Annotated in this window: 15 protein-coding genes; 4 read left to right on the top strand and 11 right to left on the bottom strand. The window is 73.3% G+C overall.

Features of this window, described 5'->3' with window-relative positions:
- Positions 1–119 precede the first annotated feature (119 nt).
- From ACFV04_RS25525 to ACFV04_RS25515, 3 genes are all read right to left on the bottom strand, one after another.
- Positions 120–1,313: an RtcB family protein gene (locus ACFV04_RS25525; RefSeq protein WP_380340973.1), complete on the bottom strand. Its 1,194-nt coding sequence runs from the start codon at positions 1,311–1,313 to the stop codon at positions 120–122.
- A 327-nt stretch (positions 1,314–1,640) separates the two neighbouring features.
- Positions 1,641–3,005, bottom strand: a complete 1,365-nt coding sequence (locus ACFV04_RS25520) for a M16 family metallopeptidase (RefSeq protein ID WP_380341182.1) — start codon at positions 3,003–3,005, stop codon at positions 1,641–1,643.
- 20 nt (positions 3,006–3,025) lie between these two features.
- On the bottom strand, positions 3,026–4,372 hold the full coding sequence (locus ACFV04_RS25515; RefSeq protein ID WP_380340976.1) for a M16 family metallopeptidase: 1,347 nt from the start codon (positions 4,370–4,372) through the stop codon (positions 3,026–3,028).
- 270 nt (positions 4,373–4,642) lie between these two features.
- Here ACFV04_RS25515 and ACFV04_RS25510 point away from each other — a divergent pair, with 270 nt between their 5' ends.
- Together ACFV04_RS25510 and ACFV04_RS25505 are read left to right on the top strand one after the other, a co-directional pair.
- A complete protein-coding gene (locus ACFV04_RS25510; protein ID WP_380340979.1) occupies positions 4,643–7,093 on the top strand; it encodes a DNA topoisomerase (ATP-hydrolyzing) subunit A in 2,451 nt (816 codons plus the stop codon).
- A 255-nt stretch (positions 7,094–7,348) separates the two neighbouring features.
- Positions 7,349–8,251, top strand: a complete 903-nt coding sequence (locus ACFV04_RS25505; RefSeq protein WP_380340981.1) for a sucrase ferredoxin — start codon at positions 7,349–7,351, stop codon at positions 8,249–8,251.
- Positions 8,252–8,323: 72 nt separating this feature from the next.
- Here the strand turns inward: ACFV04_RS25505 and ACFV04_RS25500 are convergent, their stop codons facing one another.
- The 3 genes from ACFV04_RS25500 to ACFV04_RS25490 are packed head-to-tail and all read right to left on the bottom strand — an operon-like array spanning position 8,324 to position 11,110.
- On the bottom strand, positions 8,324–9,400 hold the full coding sequence (locus ACFV04_RS25500) for an ABC transporter substrate-binding protein (protein WP_380532620.1): 1,077 nt from the start codon (positions 9,398–9,400) through the stop codon (positions 8,324–8,326).
- 41 nt (positions 9,401–9,441) lie between these two features.
- Positions 9,442–10,311, bottom strand: coding sequence for an ABC transporter permease (locus tag ACFV04_RS25495; RefSeq protein ID WP_380340987.1), 870 nt, complete (start codon positions 10,309–10,311; stop codon positions 9,442–9,444).
- Positions 10,301–11,110 (bottom strand): ABC transporter ATP-binding protein, encoded by an 810-nt coding sequence (locus tag ACFV04_RS25490; RefSeq protein ID WP_380532616.1) that lies wholly within the window; start codon positions 11,108–11,110, stop codon positions 10,301–10,303. The genes ACFV04_RS25495 and ACFV04_RS25490 overlap by 11 nt, the downstream gene beginning before the upstream one ends.
- A gap of 329 nt (positions 11,111–11,439) precedes the next feature.
- On the opposite strand from ACFV04_RS25490, the gene ACFV04_RS25485 reads away from it, so the two are divergent.
- A complete protein-coding gene (locus ACFV04_RS25485; protein WP_380340993.1) occupies positions 11,440–13,047 on the top strand; it encodes an ATP-binding protein in 1,608 nt (535 codons plus the stop codon).
- Complete coding sequence (locus ACFV04_RS25480) at positions 13,047–13,733, top strand: response regulator (RefSeq protein WP_380532614.1); 687 nt, start codon at positions 13,047–13,049, stop codon at positions 13,731–13,733. The genes ACFV04_RS25485 and ACFV04_RS25480 overlap by 1 nt, the downstream gene beginning before the upstream one ends.
- Positions 13,734–13,856: 123 nt before the next feature.
- Here the strand turns inward: ACFV04_RS25480 and ACFV04_RS25475 are convergent, their stop codons facing one another.
- The 5 genes from ACFV04_RS25475 to ACFV04_RS25455 form a co-directional block, all read right to left on the bottom strand.
- Positions 13,857–15,677: a cation acetate symporter gene (locus ACFV04_RS25475; RefSeq protein ID WP_380532611.1), complete on the bottom strand. Its 1,821-nt coding sequence runs from the start codon at positions 15,675–15,677 to the stop codon at positions 13,857–13,859.
- Positions 15,674–16,261: a DUF485 domain-containing protein gene (locus ACFV04_RS25470; RefSeq protein ID WP_380532608.1), complete on the bottom strand. Its 588-nt coding sequence runs from the start codon at positions 16,259–16,261 to the stop codon at positions 15,674–15,676. Before ACFV04_RS25470 ends, ACFV04_RS25475 begins: the two co-directional genes overlap by 4 nt.
- 125 nt (positions 16,262–16,386) lie before the next feature.
- Positions 16,387–17,079: a response regulator transcription factor gene (locus ACFV04_RS25465; RefSeq protein ID WP_360258328.1), complete on the bottom strand. Its 693-nt coding sequence runs from the start codon at positions 17,077–17,079 to the stop codon at positions 16,387–16,389.
- Positions 17,076–18,272, bottom strand: coding sequence for a sensor histidine kinase (locus ACFV04_RS25460; protein WP_380532605.1), 1,197 nt, complete (start codon positions 18,270–18,272; stop codon positions 17,076–17,078). The genes ACFV04_RS25465 and ACFV04_RS25460 overlap by 4 nt, the downstream gene beginning before the upstream one ends.
- A 67-nt stretch (positions 18,273–18,339) precedes the next feature.
- Positions 18,340–18,825, bottom strand: coding sequence for a DUF1453 domain-containing protein (locus tag ACFV04_RS25455; protein WP_380341007.1), 486 nt, complete (start codon positions 18,823–18,825; stop codon positions 18,340–18,342).
- Between the last annotated feature and the right edge of the window lie 205 nt (positions 18,826–19,030).

Below are 19,030 nucleotides of genomic sequence, written 5' to 3'. Positions count from 1 at the left end.
CGCCCGTCTCGCCACGCTCGTCCGGGCGGGCCTCGCCGTGCGCCCCGCCGCGGCCTGCGCCCCCGCCACCGCCCGAGGGGGGTGCCGCCGCAACCGGGCGCCACCCCGATCCGTTGTGGTCAGCCCTTGACGCAGACGACCTGCTTGAGGTGCGCGACCACCTCGACGAGGTCCTTCTGCTGCTCGATGACCTTCTCGATGTTCTTGTAGGCGCCCGGGATCTCGTCCACCACGCCGCTGTCCTTGCGGCACTCCACGCCCGCGGTCTGCTCGGCCAGGTCCCGCGTGGTGAACCGCTTCTTCGCCGCGTTGCGGCTCATCTTGCGGCCCGCGCCGTGCGAGGCGGAGTTGAAGGACGACGCGTTGCCCAGGCCGCGGACGATGTAGGAACCCGTCCCCATCGAACCCGGGATGATCCCGAGGTCCCCGGAGCCGGCCCGGATCGCACCCTTGCGGGTCACCAGCAGGTCGACGCCGTCGTACCGCTCCTCCGCCACGTAGTTGTGGTGGCAGCTGATGACCTCGTCGAAGGTGACCTCCGCCTTGGCGAACTCGCGCCGGACGACGTCCTGGAAGAGCGCCATCATCACGGCGCGGTTGTGCTTCGCGTACTCCTGCGCCCAAAACAGGTCCTGGCGGTAGGCCGCCATCTCGGAGGTCTTCGCGAGGAAGACCGCGAGGTCCTGGTCGATCAGGCCCTGGTTGTGCGACAGCGAGCGGGCGACGCCCATGTGGTGCTCCGCCAGCTCCTTGCCGATGTTGCGGGAACCGGAGTGCAGCATCAGCCAGACCGCGCCGGTCGTATCGACGCACAGTTCGATGAAGTGATTACCTCCGCCGAGCGTCGCCATCTGCTGCATCGCCCGCTCGCGGCGCCACTTGACCTCCTCCGCGATGCCGTCGAAGCGCCGCCAGAAGTCGTCCCAGCCGACGGCGCTCACGCCCTGCAGCTTCGCCGGGTCGACCGGGTCGGCGTGCAGGCCGCGGCCGACCGGGATGGTCCGCTCGATCTCGGAGCGCAGGCCCGACAGGTCGTCCGGGAGGTCGTCGGCGGTGAGCGAGGTCTTCACCGCGCTCATCCCGCAGCCGATGTCGACGCCGACCGCCGCCGGGCAGACCGCGTCCTTCATCGCGATGACGGAGCCCACCGTCGCGCCCTTGCCCAGGTGCACGTCGGGCATCACGGCGAGGCCGCGCAGCCAGGGCAGCGAGCTGATGTTGCGCAGCTGCTGCAGGGCCTGGCCCTCGACCGTCGCCGGGTCGGTCCACATCCGGATCGGGACCCGGACGCCGGGTACCTCGGTGTACGTCATGATCGAACGACCTCCACGGGTCGGGTGGTTCACGGGAAACGGGGTGCCGCGCGAAAGGATCCCGGCGCGGCTCGGGGAAGTTCAGGGGGGCTCAGGCGCCCGGGGCGGCGGCACGGGGGGAGTACGGCCTCGGGGAGCGTCGTCGTATGGCTTGCTCGACCCGCATGGTGACCGCCTCCCTTCGTTCGTCCCGATCCGCGTTCGCACGTGCTGTGCGTCGGGGAACATCTATCCATGGAACGGGTCGGGCCCGCAACGGATTTAGGAACGCGTCCGGCCCGGCGGAGCGGGTGCTCCACCGGGCCGGTGCGACAGGGTCCGGGGCCGTCAGCCGACGACGGTGACCTCGCCGATGCCGAGCGCCCGCACGTCCTCGGCGATCACGGCCGCGTCGCCGACCAGGACGGTGACCAGACGGTCCGGCGGGAAGGCCGCGACGACCGCCTCGGTGGCGGCGGCGGTGGACAGTTCGGCGAGCTGCCGGTAGATCTCGGCCTGGTAGTCGTCCGCCAGGTACTGCTCGACCTGGTCGGCCAGGGTGCCGGCCACCGAGCCCGCGGTCTCGTACTTGAGGGGCGCCACGCCGACCAGGAACTGCACGGCCTCGTCGCGCTCGGCGTCGGTGAGGCCCTCGGCGGCGAGGGTGCGCAGGATGGTCCAGGTGTCGGCGAGCGCCGGGGCGGTGGAGGCGGTGTCCACCGAGCCGCTGATGGCGATCAGCGAGCGCCCGCTGCCGTCGGCGGCGGAGCGCAGCGGCTGGGCGAAGGCCCGGACGCCGTAGGTGTAGCCCTTCTCCTCGCGCAGGACGCGGTCCAGTCGGGAGGTGAGGGTGCCGCCCAGGCAGTAGGTGCCGAGGGTCTGCGCGGCCCAGACCGGGTCGTGGCGGTCGGGGCCGATCCGGCCGATCAGCAGCTGGGTCTGGACGGACCCGGGGCGGTCCACGATGACGACGCGGCCGTGGTCGTCACCGGCGACCGGGGCGTGGACGGAGGCTTCGGCAGCCGGGCCGGTCCAGGTGCCGAGGGTGCCCTCCAGGAGGGCGGGCAGGTCGACGCCGGTGAGGTCGCCGACCACGACGACGGTGCTGGTCGCCGGGCGCACGTGGGCGTCGTAGAAGGCCTTGACGGCGGCACGGTCGATCGACTTGACGGTGTCGGAGGTACCGGCGCGGGGCCGGGAGAGCCGGTCGGCGGCGTCGAAGAGCTGGGCGTAGAGGGCCTTGGCGGCGCGCCGGGCGGGGTTGGCCTGCTCGTGGACGATCTCGTCCAGGCGGTTGGCGACCAGGCGCTCGATCTCGGCCTCGGGCAGCGCGGGCGCGCGCAGGGCGTCGGCGAGCAGGGACAGGCCGCGCTGCAGGCGGGAGGCGGGCACCTCCAGGGAGACCCGGATGCACGGGTGGTCGGCGTGCGCGTCCAGAGTGGCACCGGCCCGCTCCAGCTCGCCGGCGAACTCCTCGGCGCTGAGGGTGTCGGTGCCCTCGTTGAGGGCGCGGGCGAGGATCGCGGCGATGCCGTCGAGGCCGTCCGGCTCGGCGGCGAGCGGGACGTCGAGGAGGACCTCGACGGCGACCAGCTGCTGGCCGGGCCGGTGGCAGTGCAGGACGGTGATGCCGTTGCCGAGGGCGGCCCGCTCCGGGGCGGGGAAGGCCCACGGGCCGGGGGTGCCGGGCTGGGGCTGCGGGTGGAAGGTCATGGCGGGGACGTAGTCGGTGCTCATACGGCGGCACCCTCCTCTTCGGAAGCGGCGTCGGAGTCGTCGTCGGTGTCGGCGGCGGTCGGCTCGTAGGCGAGGACGGCCCGGTTGTCGGGGTGGAGCCGGGCCGCGGCGACGGCCCGGACCTCCTCGGCGGTGACGTCGAGGACCTTGGGGAGGGCGTCGTTGAGCAGCTTGGGGTCGCCGAACAGGACGGCGTAGCGGCAGAGTTCGTCGGCGCGGCCGGCGACGGTGGTGAGCCGGTCCAGCCACTCGCGCTCGATCTGCGCCTGGGCGCGCTCCAGTTCCTCGGGCGTGGGGCCCTCGGCGGCGAAGCGGGCGAGTTCCTCGTCGACGGCCGCGTCGATCTGCGCGAGGGTGGCGTCGCCGGAGGTCTTGACGTCGAGCCAGCCGAGGCTGGGGGCGCCGGCCAGGCGCAGCAGGCCGAAGCCGGCGGCGACGGCGGTGCGGTCGCGGCGGACGAGCCGGTTGTAGAGGCGGCTGGACTCGCCGCTGCCGAGGACGGTGAGGGCGAGGTCGGCCGCGTCGGCCTCGCGGGTGCCGTCGTGCGGGAGGCGGTAGGCGGCCATCAGGGCGCGGGAGGGGACGTCCTCGTGGACTTCCTCGCGGATCTCGCGGCCGATGGTGTCCGGGAGCTCGCCGGAGCGCGGGGGCTGCTTGCCGTCGTGGGCGGGGATCGAGCCGAAGTACTTCTCGACCCAGGCGACGGTCTGCTCGGGGTCGATGTCGCCGACGACGGACAGGACGGCGTTGTTGGGCGCGTAGTAGGTGCGGAAGAACGTCCGGGCGTCCTCCAGCGTGGCCGCGTCGAGGTCGGCCATGGAGCCGATGGGCGTGTGGTGGTACGGGTGGCCGTCGGGGTAGGAGAGCGCGGTGAGCTTCTCGAAGGCGGTGCCGTACGGGACGTTGTCGTAGCGCTGGCGGCGCTCGTTCTTGACGACGTCGCGCTGGTTCTCCATGGACGTCTCGTCGAGCGCGGCGAGCAGCGAGCCCATCCGGTCGGCCTCCAGCCAGAGGGCGAGTTCCAGCTGGTGGGCGGGCATGGTCTCGAAGTAGTTGGTGCGCTCGAAGCTGGTGGTGCCGTTGAGCGAGCCGCCGGCACCCTGGACCAGTTCGAAGTGCCCGTTGTTGGAGACGTTGGCGGAGCCCTGGAACATCAGGTGCTCGAAGAGGTGGGCGAGGCCGGTGCGGCCCTTGACCTCGTGGCGGGAGCCCACGTCGTACCAGAGGCAGACGGCGGCGACCGGGGTGAGGTGGTCCTCGGAGAGGACGACGCGCAGCCCGTTGGCCAGGCGGTGCTCGGTGATGGCGATGCCTCGGCTGGAGGCGGGGGCCGGGTTGGCCATGCGCTCGGGTCCTTCCCGTCGTCGATGTCGGGGGTTCGTGTGGCGTCCCCCATTGTGGTGCAACGTGCGGGAGCCGTGTTCGTGTCCGCGCGGACGGGGTCGTTCGCCAGGGGCGGAAGAGGGCCGCTGACCGGGAGTGTCCGCGCGAGGGTCCACAATGGGGGCGCCGCGCCCTGTCGACCACGCCGGGTTGACGGGTCCGGCGCGGGGCGGCACCGACCGCCGCCCCACCGAGACACAGCCAGCGACACGTAAGGGAGCCCCGCCGCGATGGCCCGCCGCAGTTCGCAGACCCCGCCGCCCGGAGACTTCGAGGAGCGGATCCTCGACGTCGACGTCGTGGACGAGATGCAGGGCTCCTTCCTGGAGTACGCCTACTCGGTGATCTACTCGCGTGCGCTGCCCGACGCGCGGGACGGTCTGAAGCCGGTGCACCGCCGGATCCTGTACCAGGCCAACGAGATGGGCCTGCGCCCGGAGCGCGGGCACGTCAAGTGCGCACGCCTGGTGGGCGAGGTGATGGGCCGGCTGCACCCGCACGGTGACGCGTCGATCTACGACTCCGTGGTGCGCATGGCCCAGCCGTTCTCGATGCGGCTGCCGCTGATCGACGGGCACGGCAACTTCGGTTCGCTGGGCAACGACGACCCGCCGGCCGCGATGCGCTACACCGAGTCGCGGCTCACCGCGGCGTCGATGGCGATGGTGGAGTCGATCCACGAGGACACCGTCGACTTCGGCCCGAACTACGACGGCAGCGAGCAGGAGCCGCTGGCGCTGCCGGCCGCGTTCCCGAACCTGCTGGTGAACGGCGCGACGGGCATCGCGGTGGGCATGGCGACCAACATGCCGCCGCACAACCTGTCCGAGGTGGTGGCGGCGGCCCGGCACCTGATCAAGCACCCGACCGCGGACCTGGACACGCTGATGCGGTTCGTCCCCGGTCCGGACCTGCCGACCGGCGGGCGGATCGTGGGCCTGTCCGGGATCCGGGACGCCTACGAGTCCGGCCGCGGCACGTTCAAGATCCGGGCGACGTGCACGGTGGAGGCGGTGACGGCCCGTCGCAAGGGCATCGTGGTCACCGAGCTGCCGTACAACGTCGGCCCGGAGAAGGTCATCTCGAAGATCAAGGACCTGGTCAACGCGAAGAAGCTGCAGGGCATCGCGGACGTCAAGGACCTGACCGACCGCGAGCACGGGCTGCGGCTGGTGATCGAGGTCAAGAACGGCTTCGTGCCGGAGGCGCTGCTCGAACAGCTCTACAAGCTGACGCCGATGGAAGAGACCTTCGGCATCAACAACGTGGCGCTGGTGGACGGGCAGCCGCTGACGCTGGGCCTGAAGGAGCTGCTGGAGGTCTACGTCGACCACCGCTTCACCGTGGTGCGCCGGCGCAGCGACTTCCGCCGCCGCAAGCGCCAGGAGCGGTTGCACCTGGTCGAGGGCCTGCTGGTGGCGCTGCTCGACATCGACGAGGTCATCGCGATCATCCGGTCGAGCGACAACGCGCAGCAGGCGAAGGAGCGCCTGATGGAGCGCTTCTCGCTGTCGGACACGCAGACCGCGTACATCCTGGACACCCCGCTGCGCCGGCTCACCCGCTTCGACCGGGTGGAGCTGGAGCAGGAGAAGGCGAAGCTCAACTCGGAGATCGCGGACCTGACCGAGATCCTGGAGTCGGACACCAAGCTGCGCAGCGTGGTGTCGACCGAACTGGGCGCGGTGGCGAAGCAGTTCGGCACGGAGCGGCGGACGGTCCTGCTGGAGGCGGGGGCGGCGCCGTCGGCGGCGCTGGCGGTGCCGCTGGAGGTCGCGGACGACCCGTGCCGGGTGCTGCTGTCCTCGACCGGCCTGCTGGCGCGGACGGCGGACGGCGAGCCGTTCGAGCTGTCCGAGAAGCGGTCGAAGCACGACGTGATCGTGTCGGCGGTGCACGCGACGGCGCGCGCCGACGTGGGCGTGGTGACGTCCGCGGGCCGGGTGCTGCGGCTGCCGGTGATCGACCTGCCCGCGATGCCGCCGACCCCGTCTCCGAACCTGGCGGGCGGGGCCGCGGTGGGCGAGTTCCTGCGCCTGGAGACCGGGGAGCGGGCGCTGGCCCTGACCACGCTGGACGAGTCCTCGCCGGGGCTGGCGCTGGGCACGCTGCAGGGCGTGGTGAAGCGGGTGGTGCCGGAGTGGCCGGCGAACAAGGACGAGTTCGAGGTGATCGCCCTCAAGGAGGGTGACGAGCTGGTCGGCGCGGTCGAACTGCGCACCGGTGAGGAGGACCTGGTCTTCATCGCCTCCGACGCGCAGCTGCTGCGCTACCCGGCGGGCCAGGTCCGCCCGCAGGGCCGTCCGGCCGGTGGCATGGCCGGCATCAAGCTCTCCGACGGGGCACGGGTGCTGTCGTTCACGGCGGTGGACCCGGCCGCCGACGCCGTGGTGGTCTCGGTCGCGACGGCCTCCGGCACGCTGTCCGACGGCGAGCAGACGACCTGGAAGGTCACCCCGTTCGAGCAGTACCCGCGCAAGGGCCGCGCCACCGGCGGCGTCCGCTGCCAGCGCTTCCTGCGCGGCGAGGACGCCCTGGCCTTCGCCTGGGCGGGTGCCGCGCCGGCCCGCGCCGCCACCGCCAAGGGCGTCCCGGTCGACCTGCCCGACCGTGACCCGCGCCGCGACGGGTCCGGCACGCCGGTCACCGCCCGGGTCGACGTGGTCGCCGGTCCGGCGTAACGGCCGGGTCGACGTGGTCGCCGGCCCGGCGTAACGGCCGGCCGCGGCGGAGGGAGGGGCGTTCCCGGGCGTCCCTCCCTCCGCCGTTCCCGGACCCACGCCGTCACGGGCTCCGCCACGACGGGGCCTCCCCCGCCCCGGCCCGGGGCCTCCCCGGAGGCCTCCCCTGGGGCCGGTCCCGGCCGTCCCCCGCACCGGTCCCGGCCGTCCCCCGGCTCGGCGACCGCGCCGGCAGGTGAGGGTAGCCTTGCCCGGGTGAGCACCTGTGCGACGCTGTCGCGTGAACTTTCGGAACCGCTGGCCGCGACGGCGGCGGTGGCGAGCACCTGGCTGCTGGTGGAGCAGAACGGGCCGTGGGGTGCGAAGGCGCTGCGCGAGAGCCACCTGGACACGGCGGTCGGGCGGGCCCTGGAGGAGGCCGCGGCCGGGACGGGTGTGCGGGTGGCGCTGGTCCGGCGGCCGGGTCGGCACGCGGACTGCCTGCCGACGGCGCGGCACGAGGTGGTCGTGGCGCACACGGTGCCGGGCCGCGGCTGGGTGCGCCGGACGCAGGTGGCGGACCCGGCGGAGCTGCTGGGCCTGGACTTCGCGGCGCTGGGTGCCGGCGACCACACGGGCTTCGGTGCGGAGCACGTCGGCGGCCCGGTGGCGCTGGTGTGCACCAACGGGCGGCGGGACCGCTGCTGCGCACTGCTGGGCCGGCCGCTCGCGGCAGAGCTCGCGGCGGCCGGGCACAGCGAGGTGTGGGAGGTGACCCACCTGGGCGGGCACCGCTTCTCCCCCACGATGCTGGTGCTGCCGCACGGCTACGCGTACGGGCGGCTGACGGCGGAGAGCGCCAAGGAGGTGCTGGCGGCGACGGCGGCCGGGCACGTGGTGCCGGAGTGGTCGCGGGGCTGCTCGGGCTGGGAGCGTCCGGGTCAGGCGGCGGAGCACGCGGTGCGGCTGGCGACCGGCGAGACCGGGGTGGACGCGCTGACGCTCACCCAGCGGCCGGACGGCGGGGGCCGCTGGCTGGTGACGGTGCTGCACCGGGACGGCCGGGCCTGGGAGGTGGACGTGATCGAGTCGGCGAGCGAGCCGCCGCGTCCGGAGAGCTGCGGCAAGGCGGCGGGGACGCCGTCGCGCATGGACGTGCTGTCGGTGCGCGGGATCTGAGCGGGGGTCCGGACGGCGGCGGCCCCGCGCCCGTGGGGGTGAGCGCGGGACCGCGGCGGCACGGGGGCGGGCTCAGCCGGTGGCCTTGCCGACGAACTCGGTGGTGTACGTCCTGGACAGGTCGATCGACCCCTCCTTGCCCTTGACGTCCGGGTGGAACGCCGCGAGCACCGCGAGCACCGTCTTCGGCCCGTCGGCCGGCATCACGCCGTCCGTGGTGAACATGGGCAGCGTCGCCTTGATCGCCGCCGCGTACTGCTCGGCGCCGCCCTGCGCGTAGTCGGCGGGCATCTTCGCGGCGATCTCCTCGGGGGTGTGGGTGGACATCCACTTGAGGGTCTTCACGAAGGCGTTGGCGAGCTTCTGGGTGGTGTCCTTGTTCTTCTCCACCCAGTCGGCGTTCATGTACAGCGAGGACGACGGGTACAGCCCGCCGAGCGCCTGGCGCGAGCCCTCGGGGGTGCGCATGTCGTAGAGGACCTTGCCGAGGCCCTTGTCCAGGATGGTGGCGACGGTGGGGTCCGTGGTCATCCCGGCGTCGATGCTGCCCTGCTGGAGCGCGGCGATGAAGGTCTGGCCGGCGCCGACCGCGATCGGGCTGAACTCACTGACGGCGGTGCCGTTCTTGACCGCGAGGTACTTGGTGAGGAAGTCGGTGGAGGAGCCGAGGCTGGTGACGCCGAGCTTCTTGCCCTTGAAGTCGGCGCCGGACCTGACGGCGTCGGCCTGCTTGGTGGAGACCACCTCGACCTCCCCGGGCGCCTGGGCGAACTGCACCACGGACTCGACGTTCTTGCCCTTGGCCTGCAGGTCGATGGTGTGGTCGTAGAAGCCGACGGCGCCCTGGACGTCCCCGGCGAGCAGGGCGGTGGTGGCGTTGACGCCGGCAGGCTCGGTCATCAGCTCGACGTTGACGCCGGCCTCGGCGAAGGCGCCGAGCCGCTGGGCGAGCATCGCGGGCAGGTAGATGACCTTGTCCAGGCCGCCGACCATGATCTTGACCTTGGGTCCGTCGACCTGCTGCCCGGCCGGGGCGGCGACCGCCCCATGCCCGGCGGTGGCGGCGTCGTTGGCGCAGGCGGAGAGCGGGACGAGCAGGGCGGCGGCGAGGGCGGCGGCAGCGGCTCTGCCGGTGGAGTTCGGGCGCATGGGTGGGGGTGCCTCTCTCTTCTTCTTCTCAGGCAGGGGTGTCAGCGGCCGTCGCCCGCGTCGGCGGGCTTCCAGCGGAACAGCTTCTTCTCGGCGAAGGTCAGCAGGCCCTCGGTGAGCAGCGCGACGACGGCGAGGATGGTCATGGCGGCGTACACGCCGGCCGCGTTGAAGGTGCCCTGGGCGGCCGCGACCAGCAGGCCGAGGCCCTTGGTGGCGCCGATGTACTCGCCGACGATGGCGCCGATCAGCGCGAAGCCGAAGCTGACGTGCAGGCTGGTGAAGATCCAGGTGGTGGCGGCGGGAATGACCACCTGGAGGGTGACCCTGCGGTTGTCGGCGCCCAGGATGCGGGCGTTGGCGACGAGGTTGCGGTCCACCTCGCGGGCGCCCTGGAAGGCGTTGAAGAACACCGGGAAGAACACCAGCACCACGGCGGAGGCGACCTTGGAGGCCGGGCCGAGGCCGAACCAGATCAGGAAGATCGGCGCGAGCACGATGCGCGGGATGGCGTTGAGCACCTTGATGTACGGCCCGAACACGTCGGCCAGGAAGCGGATCCGGCCGAGCGCGATGCCCAGCAGCACACCACCGATGACACCGATCACCCAGCCGGTGAGGGCCTCGTAGAGGGTGTAGCCGATCTGCTCGCCGAGCGAACCCTGGGCGGTGCCGTGGGTGATCCACTGCCAGATCTGGTCCCAGATCTTCGACGGCTGCGAGAAGTTGAACGGGTCGACGACGTTCGTCCGGGCGCAGACCTCCCACAGCCCGAGGAAGGCGACCAGGACCGCGACCCGGGCGCCGTAGACGCCCAACTTCCGGTTGCGGGCGGCCCGTTCACGGGCCTCGGTCCTCGTGGTGACGACCGGGGGCTTCCCGGCGACGGCGGATACGGACTCAAGCGGCACGACCCGCTCCTCTCTCCCGGGTGATGCGCACCTCTTCGCCGAGCGAAGCCCAGATCTCGCGGTACAGCTCGACGAACCTGGGTTCCAGCCGGACGGCCTCCACGGTGCGCGGTCGTGGCAGGTCGACGGTGAAGACCTCCTTGACGGTGGCCGGTCCGGCGGTCATGACGACGACCCGGTCGGCGAGCGCGATGGCCTCGTCCAGGTCGTGGGTGACGAAGACGACCGACGAGCCCGTCCCGGCCCACAGCTCCAGCAGCTGGTCCGACATGAGGGCGCGGGTCTGCACGTCCAGTGCCGAGAACGGCTCGTCCATCAGCAGGATCGTCGGGTCGTTGACGAAGGTCTGGGCGAGCGCGACGCGCTTGCGCATGCCGCCGGACAGCTGGTGCGGGTAGCGGTCCTCGAAGGCGGCGAGGCCGACCCGGCCCAGCCAGTCCCGGGCCCGCTCCCTGGCCTCGGCGGTGGGCACACCGCGAAAGCGCGGGCCGGCCATCACGTTGGACAGGACGGTGCGCCAGGGGAAGACGGCGTCCTGCTGGAAGACGAACCCGACCTTCGGGTCGATCCCGGTGACGGGCTCGCCGTCCACCCGGACCTCGCCCTCGGTGGGCTCCTCCAGGCCGCTGACCAGTGTCAGCGTGGTCGACTTGCCGCAGCCGGTGGGCCCGACGACGGCGACGAACTCGCCCTGGGCGACGGTCAGATCGAGATCACGGACGGCGGTGTGCAGCGCCCCGGACGGGGTGCGGAACCGTTTGGTGGCGCCGGTCAGCTCGATCGCCGGGGTCTTGCTCATTCGTTCCTCCCGGGTCAGTGCTTGCCCCGGAAAGGTAGGAGCGGCCCCGGCCCCGGCGGGAGCCTTCTCCGCGTACTGCGGGTTCTCCGCGTTGAGGGGTGTTCTGCTCGTTTTGCTTCCGCTACAACTGCGGGGGCGCGGCTGACAGAAACACGCCGGAAACGTAGGGTGTCCCGACCCCCACCCCCGCGGAACGCCCTACCCCCGCTCGGAACCATCCCCCTCGGAACCACCCCGCTCGGAACCACCCCGCTCGGAACCGCCCCGCCCCTCGCGGAACGCCCCCCCACCGCCGCAGAACCGCCCGAAGCCGCCGAGAGGAGGCCCGGATGAAGCTCCCCCACTGGCCCCGCCGGGTCTTCGCACAGCTGCTGCTGAGCCAGACCGTCGTCACCGTCGGTGTCACCGCCGTGACCGCCGGACTGTTCCTGGCCCCCGTCAGCAGCGAGCTGGACCACGACGCGATGCAGCGCGCGCTGTCGATCGCCCAGGCCACCGCCACCGACGAGGCGATCGCCCGGGCCGCCGACACCCGCGACGTGGTGACCGCGCAGCGCAACGCCGAGCAGATCCGCCTGGCCACCGGCGCCAGCTTCGTGGTGGTCACCGACCTGGACGGGATCCGGCTCTCGCACACCGACCCGGGCCGGATCGGCCAGCGGGTCAGCACCGACCCGGAGCCGGCGCTGGGCGGCCGCAGCGTCACCGCGATCCAGCAGGGCACGCTGGGCCGCACCGCACGCGGCAAGGTGCCGCTGCGGATGTCGGACGGCCGGATCGTCGGCGAGGTGTCGGTGGGCATCAGCGACGACTCGATCCGCCGCCGGCTGCTGTCGATGCTCACCGGGATCCTGCTGTGCGCGGGCGCCGGCCTGACCGCCGGTACGGTCGCCACGCTGGCCCTGGCCCGCCGGCTCAAGCGCCGCACCCACAACATCGCACTGGCCGACATCTCCGCGCTGCTGGTGGAGCGGGAGGCGATGCTGCACGGCATCCGCGAGGGCATGGTCGCGCTGGACGAGCACGACCGGATCCGGCTGGCCAACGACGAGGCGGTCCGGCTGCTCGGCCTGCCCGAGGACTGCACCGGCCGCCCGATCGCCGACGTGCTGCCGCCGGGTCGGCTGGCCGACGTGCTGACCGGGCGGATCACCGGCGCCGACCTGCCGGCCGTCCGGGACGACCGGGTGCTCGTGGTGAACCGGATGGCGACCGCCCCGGGCGGGCCCGCCGGCGGGGCGGTGGTCACGCTGCGCGACCGCACCGAGCTGGAGTCGCTGGTCCGCGAGCTGGACACCACCCGCAGCCTGACCGAGGCCCTGCGCGCCCAGGACCACGAACACGCCAACCGGATGCACACCCTGCTGGGCCTGCTGGAGCTGGGCCGCCACGAACAGGCGGTGGCGTTCATCTCGGAGCAGTCCGGCTCGCACGCCGTGGTCGCCGCCCGGATCGCCGAGCAGGTGCAGGACCCGCACGTCGCGGCGCTGCTGGCGGGCAAGACGGCGGTGGCCGGCGAGCGCGGGGTCCGGCTGGTGCTGGCTCCGGCGGCGCACCTGCCGGACGTGGTGGTGGACGCGCGGGCGCTCGTGACGGTGCTCGGAAACCTGGTCGACAACGCGGTGGACGCGGTGGCGCCGGACGGGGGCGGCCGGGTGGAGGTGAGCCTGGCGGCGGCCGGCTCCACCCTGCTGCTGCAGGTCGCGGACAGCGGCCCCGGCGTGCCGGAGGAGCTGCGCGAGCAGGTCTTCGAGGAGGGGTGGACCAGCAAGGACGCACCCGCGCACCGCCCGCGCGGGCTGGGGCTGGCGATGGTGCGGCGGCTGGTCGAGCGGACCGGCGGCCGGATCGTGCTCGACACCGGGCCGGTGGGCGGCGCCCGGTTCACGGTCGAACTGCCCGAGGCCCTGCTCACCGACCGGCTCGTGGAGGCGTGATGATCGACGTACTCGTGGTGGACGACGACTTCCGGGTCGCCGACGTGCACGCCGCGTACGTGGCCAGGGTGCCGGGCTTCCGGGTCACCGGCACCGCGCACTCGGCCGGGGAGGCGCTGGCCGCGCTGGAGCGCCGACCGGTGGACCTGCTGCTGCTCGACCACCACCTGCCCGACGAGACCGGGCTGGCCCTGGTGCGCCGACTGCGGGAACGCCAGGTGGCCTGCGACGTGATGATGGTGACCGCCGCCCGGGACGTGTCGACGGTGCACGCCGCGATGCAGCACGGCGCGCTGCAGTACCTGGTCAAACCGTTCACCTTCGCCGGGCTGCGGGACAAGCTGACGGCGTACGCGCAGCTGCGGCACGCGCTGGCCGCACCGGCCCGGGAAGCCGGCCAGGACGAGGTGGACCGGCTGTTCGCCACCCTGCGCAGCGCCGCCGCCCCGGCCGGAACGCTGCCCAAGGGCCACTCGGCGCCGACCACCGACCTGGTGATGGGCGTGCTGCGCCGGGCGGGCCGGCCGCTGTCCGCCCAGGAGGTCGCGGACGCCACCGGGCTGAGCCGCTCCACGGCGCAGCGCTACCTCAAGCAGTTGGAGCGGGACCGCCGGCTGCGGCTGACCCTGCGCTACGGCGACACCGGCCGGCCGGAACACCGCTACGGGCTCGCGGCCCGGGCGTAGGGCCCGTCTTCGAACCGCCGGCCCTGTGGACGCGGGCTCGGGGACGGGCCCTGGCCGAGGACGGCGCGGACACGGCGAACCCCGGCGGCCCCAGGCCCGCCGGGGTTCCCCGGGCGCGACGGCTCAGGCCGCGCCCGCACCGGTGAGGGCACGGACCTCCAGCTCGGCGAAGCGGTCGGCGTCGGCCGGCTCGGACGAGGTGACCGTCCCGATCCAGCCCGCCAGGAAGCCGAGCGGGATGGAGACGATGCCGGGGTTCTCCAACGGGAACCAGTGGAAGTCGACGCCGGGGAACAGCGCCACCTTGGTGCCGGAGACCACCGGGGAGAAGAACACCAGCACGATCGCCGGGACCAGTCCGCCGTACACCGACCAGACCGCGCCGCGGGCGGTGAACCGCGACCAGAACAGGCTGTACAGCAGGACGGGCAGGTTGGAGGAGGCGGCGACGGCGAAGGCCAGGCCGACCAGGAAGGCCACGTTCAGCTGCTGGGCGTAGAGGCTGATCACGATCGCCGCCGCGCCGATCCCGCCCGCCGCGAACCGGGCCACGACCACCTCCTGCTGCTCGCCGGCCCCGGGCCCGGGGTCCTCGGCCGCCCGGGAGGCCGTGACGCCCTCCTCCGACCGGGACGCCGGGACGGCTTCGGTCCGACGGCGGCGGCCCCGGCCGCCCGCTGCCCGGTCGCGCAGTGCCCGTCCGCGTCCCCGCCGCGGCCGGTCGCGCCAGGCCCCGGCCCAGATGTCGTGGGCGAAGGCCGCCGAGGAGGCCAGGGTCAGCCCGGCGACCACGGCGAGGATGGTGGCGAAGGCGATCGCCGAGATCAGCGCGAACAGCACCACCCCTCCGGTGCTGCCGTTTCCGCCACCGAGGACCAGGGCGAGCAGCGGCACGGCGGTGTTCCCCGCCGAGTTGGCGTGCCGCACCTCGGCCGAGCCGACCAGCGCGGTGGCGCCGAGGCCGAGCACGATGGCCATCAGGTAGAAGCCGCCGACCAGGCCGATCGCCCACATCGTGGAACGGCGCGCGGCCCGCGCGGTGGGCACGGTGTAGAAGCGGGACAGGATGTGCGGCAGGCCGGCGGTGCCGAGCACCAGGGCGAGGCCGAGGCTGAAGAAGTCCAGCCGGCTGGTGAAGCCGTGGCCGTACTTCAGGCCCGGTTCCAGGTAGCGGTGCCCGGCGCCGCTGTGCTGCGCCGCCTGGCGCATCAGCTCGCCGAGGTCGCCGTGGAAGCGGACCACCAGCAGCACGGTGAGCAGCACCGAACCTGCGGTGAGCAGGAAGGCCTTGACGATCTGGATCCAGGTGGTGGCCCGCATCCCGCCGATCGTGACGTAGACGATCATCAGGGCGCCGACCGCGATGATCGTCCAGGTCCGGGCGTGCGGACTGCCGGTGCCGAGCAGCAGGGCGACCAGCGAGCCGGCGCCCACCATCTGGGCGACCAGGTAGAGCAGGGTGACGACGACGCTGGCACCGCCGGCCGCGGCCCGCACCTTGCGGCGGCGCAGTCGCAGCGCGAGCACGTCGGCGAGGGTGTACCGGCCGGCGTTGCGGACGAGTTCGGCAACCAGCATCAGCACGACCAGCCAGGCGACCAGGAAGCCGATGCTGTACATCACCCCGTCGTAGCCGTACAGGGCGATCAGCCCGGCGACGCCGAGGAAGGAGGCGGCGGAGAGGTAGTCGCCGGAGAGCGCGAAACCGTTCTGCAGCGGGGTGAAGTCGCGGCCGCCGGCGTAGAAGTCCTCGGCGGCGTTGCCCTGGCGGCCGACCCACAGGGTGATGCCCAGGGTGACCAGGACGACGACGGCGAACAGCGCGATCGCGAGCGAGTGGTGGTCACCGGTGGGGGCGACGGGGGGCGGGGTGGCGGTCGTCAGCACGGTCGTCACCGTGTTCTTCACCGCGCCGGTCATCAGGGTGGTCATCACGCTCGTCATCGCAGTTGGTCCTGGGTGTCCCAGCGCAGGCCCAGGGCGGCGCGGTCGCGCTTGGTCCGGGCGTTGCGGGCGTAGAGCCAGGTGAGCAGGAAGGTGGAGGCGAACTGCAGCAGGCCGAGCAGCCAGGCGACGTTGAGCGGACCGGCCACCCGGGTGCGCATCAGGTCCGGGGCGGCGGCCTGGGCGGCGACGTACATCAGGTACCAGCCGAGGAAGGCGCCGGTGACCGGGAAGACGAACGACCGGTAGCTGCGGCGGATGTCCTGGAAGGCCGCTCCGGCCTGGACGGCCCGGTAGACCTCGGTGCTGTCGGTGGCCTCCGGGACGGCCGCGGCGACGGCCGCGGGCTCGGCCGGGGCCGGCTGCTCCGCGACGGTGGAGGCCGTACGGGCCGGGGAGGGCTGCGCCGGTACGGCCGCTCGGCCGTGCGGCGCAGCGGGTTCGAACGGGAGGTCCGAGCGGACGCCCGGCGGGGCGTCCGGGGGCTCACCGACCGCGGCGCCGGAGGAGGTGGTGGCGGCCGGAGCGGCCCACCAGTCGAATCGCTGTCCCTGCCCGGGACTGCTCGTCTGCTGTTGTGGCACTGCTGCTCCTGAACGGCCGGACGTCCTGACCCGAACCATCATGGGGGCCGCCGGACAGCCTCTCGGACCATCGCAGATACGTTCACTCGATGAGGTGATCGATCATCAGACAGGCGCTCATCCGACTACTGCTGCGTACCGGTGATTCCGTGCCGGAACGCGTATGCGACCGCCTGCGCCCGGTCCCGCACCGCGGTCTTGGCGAACAGGTTGTTGATGTGCGTCTTCACCGTGGCCTGGCTGACGAACAGCCGCTGGGCGATCTCGGCGTTGGAGAGGCCCTCCGCGATCAGTGCCAGCACCTCCGCCTCCCGGGCGGTCAGCCCGTCGGGCAGCTCCCCCGGCCGGGCGGCACGTCGTTCGACCGACGGCACGACCCGGTCCGGCCGCTCCGAAAGCCTTTCCAGCAAACGGAGTTGGACCTGCGGGGAGAGTCCGGCCGCGCCCGCGCGGACGTCCGCGATGGCCCGGGCGATCTCCTCGCCACCGGCGTCCTTGGTGAGGTACCCGCGGGCCCCCGCCTGCAAGGCCGGGAACAGCGAGTCGTCGTCGGCGTAGGTGGTGAGGACCACGACCTCGGTCTCCGGGTGGGCCGCCCGGATCCGCCGGGTCGCCTCGACGCCGTCGCAGCGCGGCATCCGCAGGTCCATCAGCACCACGTCCGGGTGATGCCGCTCCACCAGGGCGACGGCCTCCTCCCCGTCGCCCGCCGCACCGACCACCTCGATGCCGGGCAGCAGCCCCAGCAGCATCACGATGCCCTCGCGCACCACCGTCTGGTCGTCCGCCACCAGCACCCTGGTGACCGCCGCCGTCATGCCGGCACCCGCAGCAGCACGCGCCACCCTCCGTCCTCCGGGCCCGCCGTCAGCGTGCCGTCGAGCAGTTCCGCGCGTTCGCGCATCCCCAGCAGACCGTACCCGCTGCCGCTGCCGGCCAGCTCCGCCGGCGACGGCCCGTCCGCCGACTGGCCGCGCGGCGGGCGGGTGTTGCGCACCTCCAGCTCCACCGCCCCCTCCAGGTAGCGCAGTTCGACGGAGCAGCGGGTACCGGGCGCGTGCTTGCGCACGTTGGTCAGCGCCTCCTGCGCGGTGCGCCGCACCGCGAGGGCGCACTCGGCGGCGAGCGGGCGCGGGGTGCCGACGACGGCGAGGGCGGCCCGCTCCCGGCCGGTCAGCTCGACCAGGAAGTCCCCGACCGGGGTGAACTCGCCGCGCAGCGCGGACAGCGCCTGCCGGGTCTCGGCCAGGCCGTCCTGCGCCATCCGCCGTGCGGCGACGACCCGTTCGCGGATCTGCTCGCGGTCGGTGTCACGCTCCAGCATCAGCCGGGCCGCCTCCAGGTGGACGAGCTGCGCGGACAGGCTGTGGGCGAGCACGTCGTGGATCTCCCGGGCGATCCGGGCCCGTTCGGCGAGCGCCGCGCTCTCCGCCTCGGCGGCCCGGGCGGCCCGCTCCTGGTCGAGCAGCCGGCGCGCGGTGCCGCGCGCCTCGACGTCCAGCCGCAGCAGGTAGCCGAGCAGACCGATCCCGACCACGGTGGCGCCGACGCCCAACCAGTCCGCCGGGTTGACCGCCGCGTACGAACCCATCGCGGCCCCCGCGACGACCACGGCGGGGGCGAGCGGCAGCCGGACCAGCGAGAGCACGGCCAGCCCGCACCACAGGACGTCGCCGAGCGTGGGGGCCTGCCCCCGGTGGGCCAGCCAGCCGGCCGCGAACAGGGCGGCGGCGAAGGCGAACGCGGGCGCCGGGCGCTGCTCCCGGGAGGCGCGCAGGAAGCCGGCGCCGATGACGACGGAGGCGGCCAGCCCGACCACCGCGGCCACCAGCGACCAGCCGGCGTACCTGCCCCCGGAGAACGTCCCCCAGCACACGGCGGTCAGCATCACGACCCGGCCGAGCACCGTCAGGGTCCGCCGCGGTCGGCTCTCCGCCTCGCGTTCCAGCCCCTCGCGGGACGGCCAGCGGGTCCAGTACCACCCGGCCACGGGTGCCTCCTCGGTGCTCACGGCGGCTCGGGGCCCACCTGCGGGATCACTGCGGTGTACCGGCGGTCACGGTCGACGCGCCGACGGGTCACCGCGCTACGGCGGTCCGCTCCGCGGGCTCCAGCATCCGGGCCCTCCAGTTCACCACGAGCGAGCGGACCAGCAGCATGACCGCCATGCCGAGCATCAGCGCGCTGCCGGACTGGTGGACGTGCAGCGCCGATCCGATCCCGTACAGGCCGATCCGGACGGCGATCATCCCACCCCAGGCGGCCATGGTGGCCTTGGTGCCCTTGGCCAGGACGGAGCCGTCGGCGTCCCGCCAGAGCCGGACGGTCCAGCCCCAGACCGATCCCATCGCGAGTACCGTCAGCAGCCCGGCGGCCAGCAGGGCCGCCGAGAGCCCGGTGTGGTGGTGGTCGATGATCTGCGGGTCCCGCAGCGCGAGCACGCCCAGGATCAGCGGCAGCAGCCAGAACCGGCGCTCGGAGTCCAGGCGTTGGACGCGCATCTGGCGCTGGACCACCAGGACCACCACCGCGGCGACCACGAGGACGTCGGTGAAGGCGTTCATGCCGTCACCTCGCCGCACTCGGCAGGGGCGCCCGCCCGCACGCGCCTCTCGACGACCCGCTCGTTGCGCTCGTTCATGGGAGCTTCTCCGTCCCGACGGAAAGGTTTCTGCTGACCCCTCCGACGCTACGGACCGGGCCGTTCCCGCTGATCGGAGCCGGGGTGGACCTCGGGTGGAACGGAACCGGCCGGGCCCTCCACCCGTG

Source organism: Kitasatospora sp. NPDC059599 (assembly GCF_042735125.1).
In the GTDB taxonomy this organism is placed as follows: domain Bacteria; phylum Actinomycetota; class Actinomycetes; order Streptomycetales; family Streptomycetaceae; genus Kitasatospora.
The sequence above is the reverse complement of the archived record's forward strand: the minus strand, read 5'-3'. Positions and strand labels throughout refer to the sequence as shown.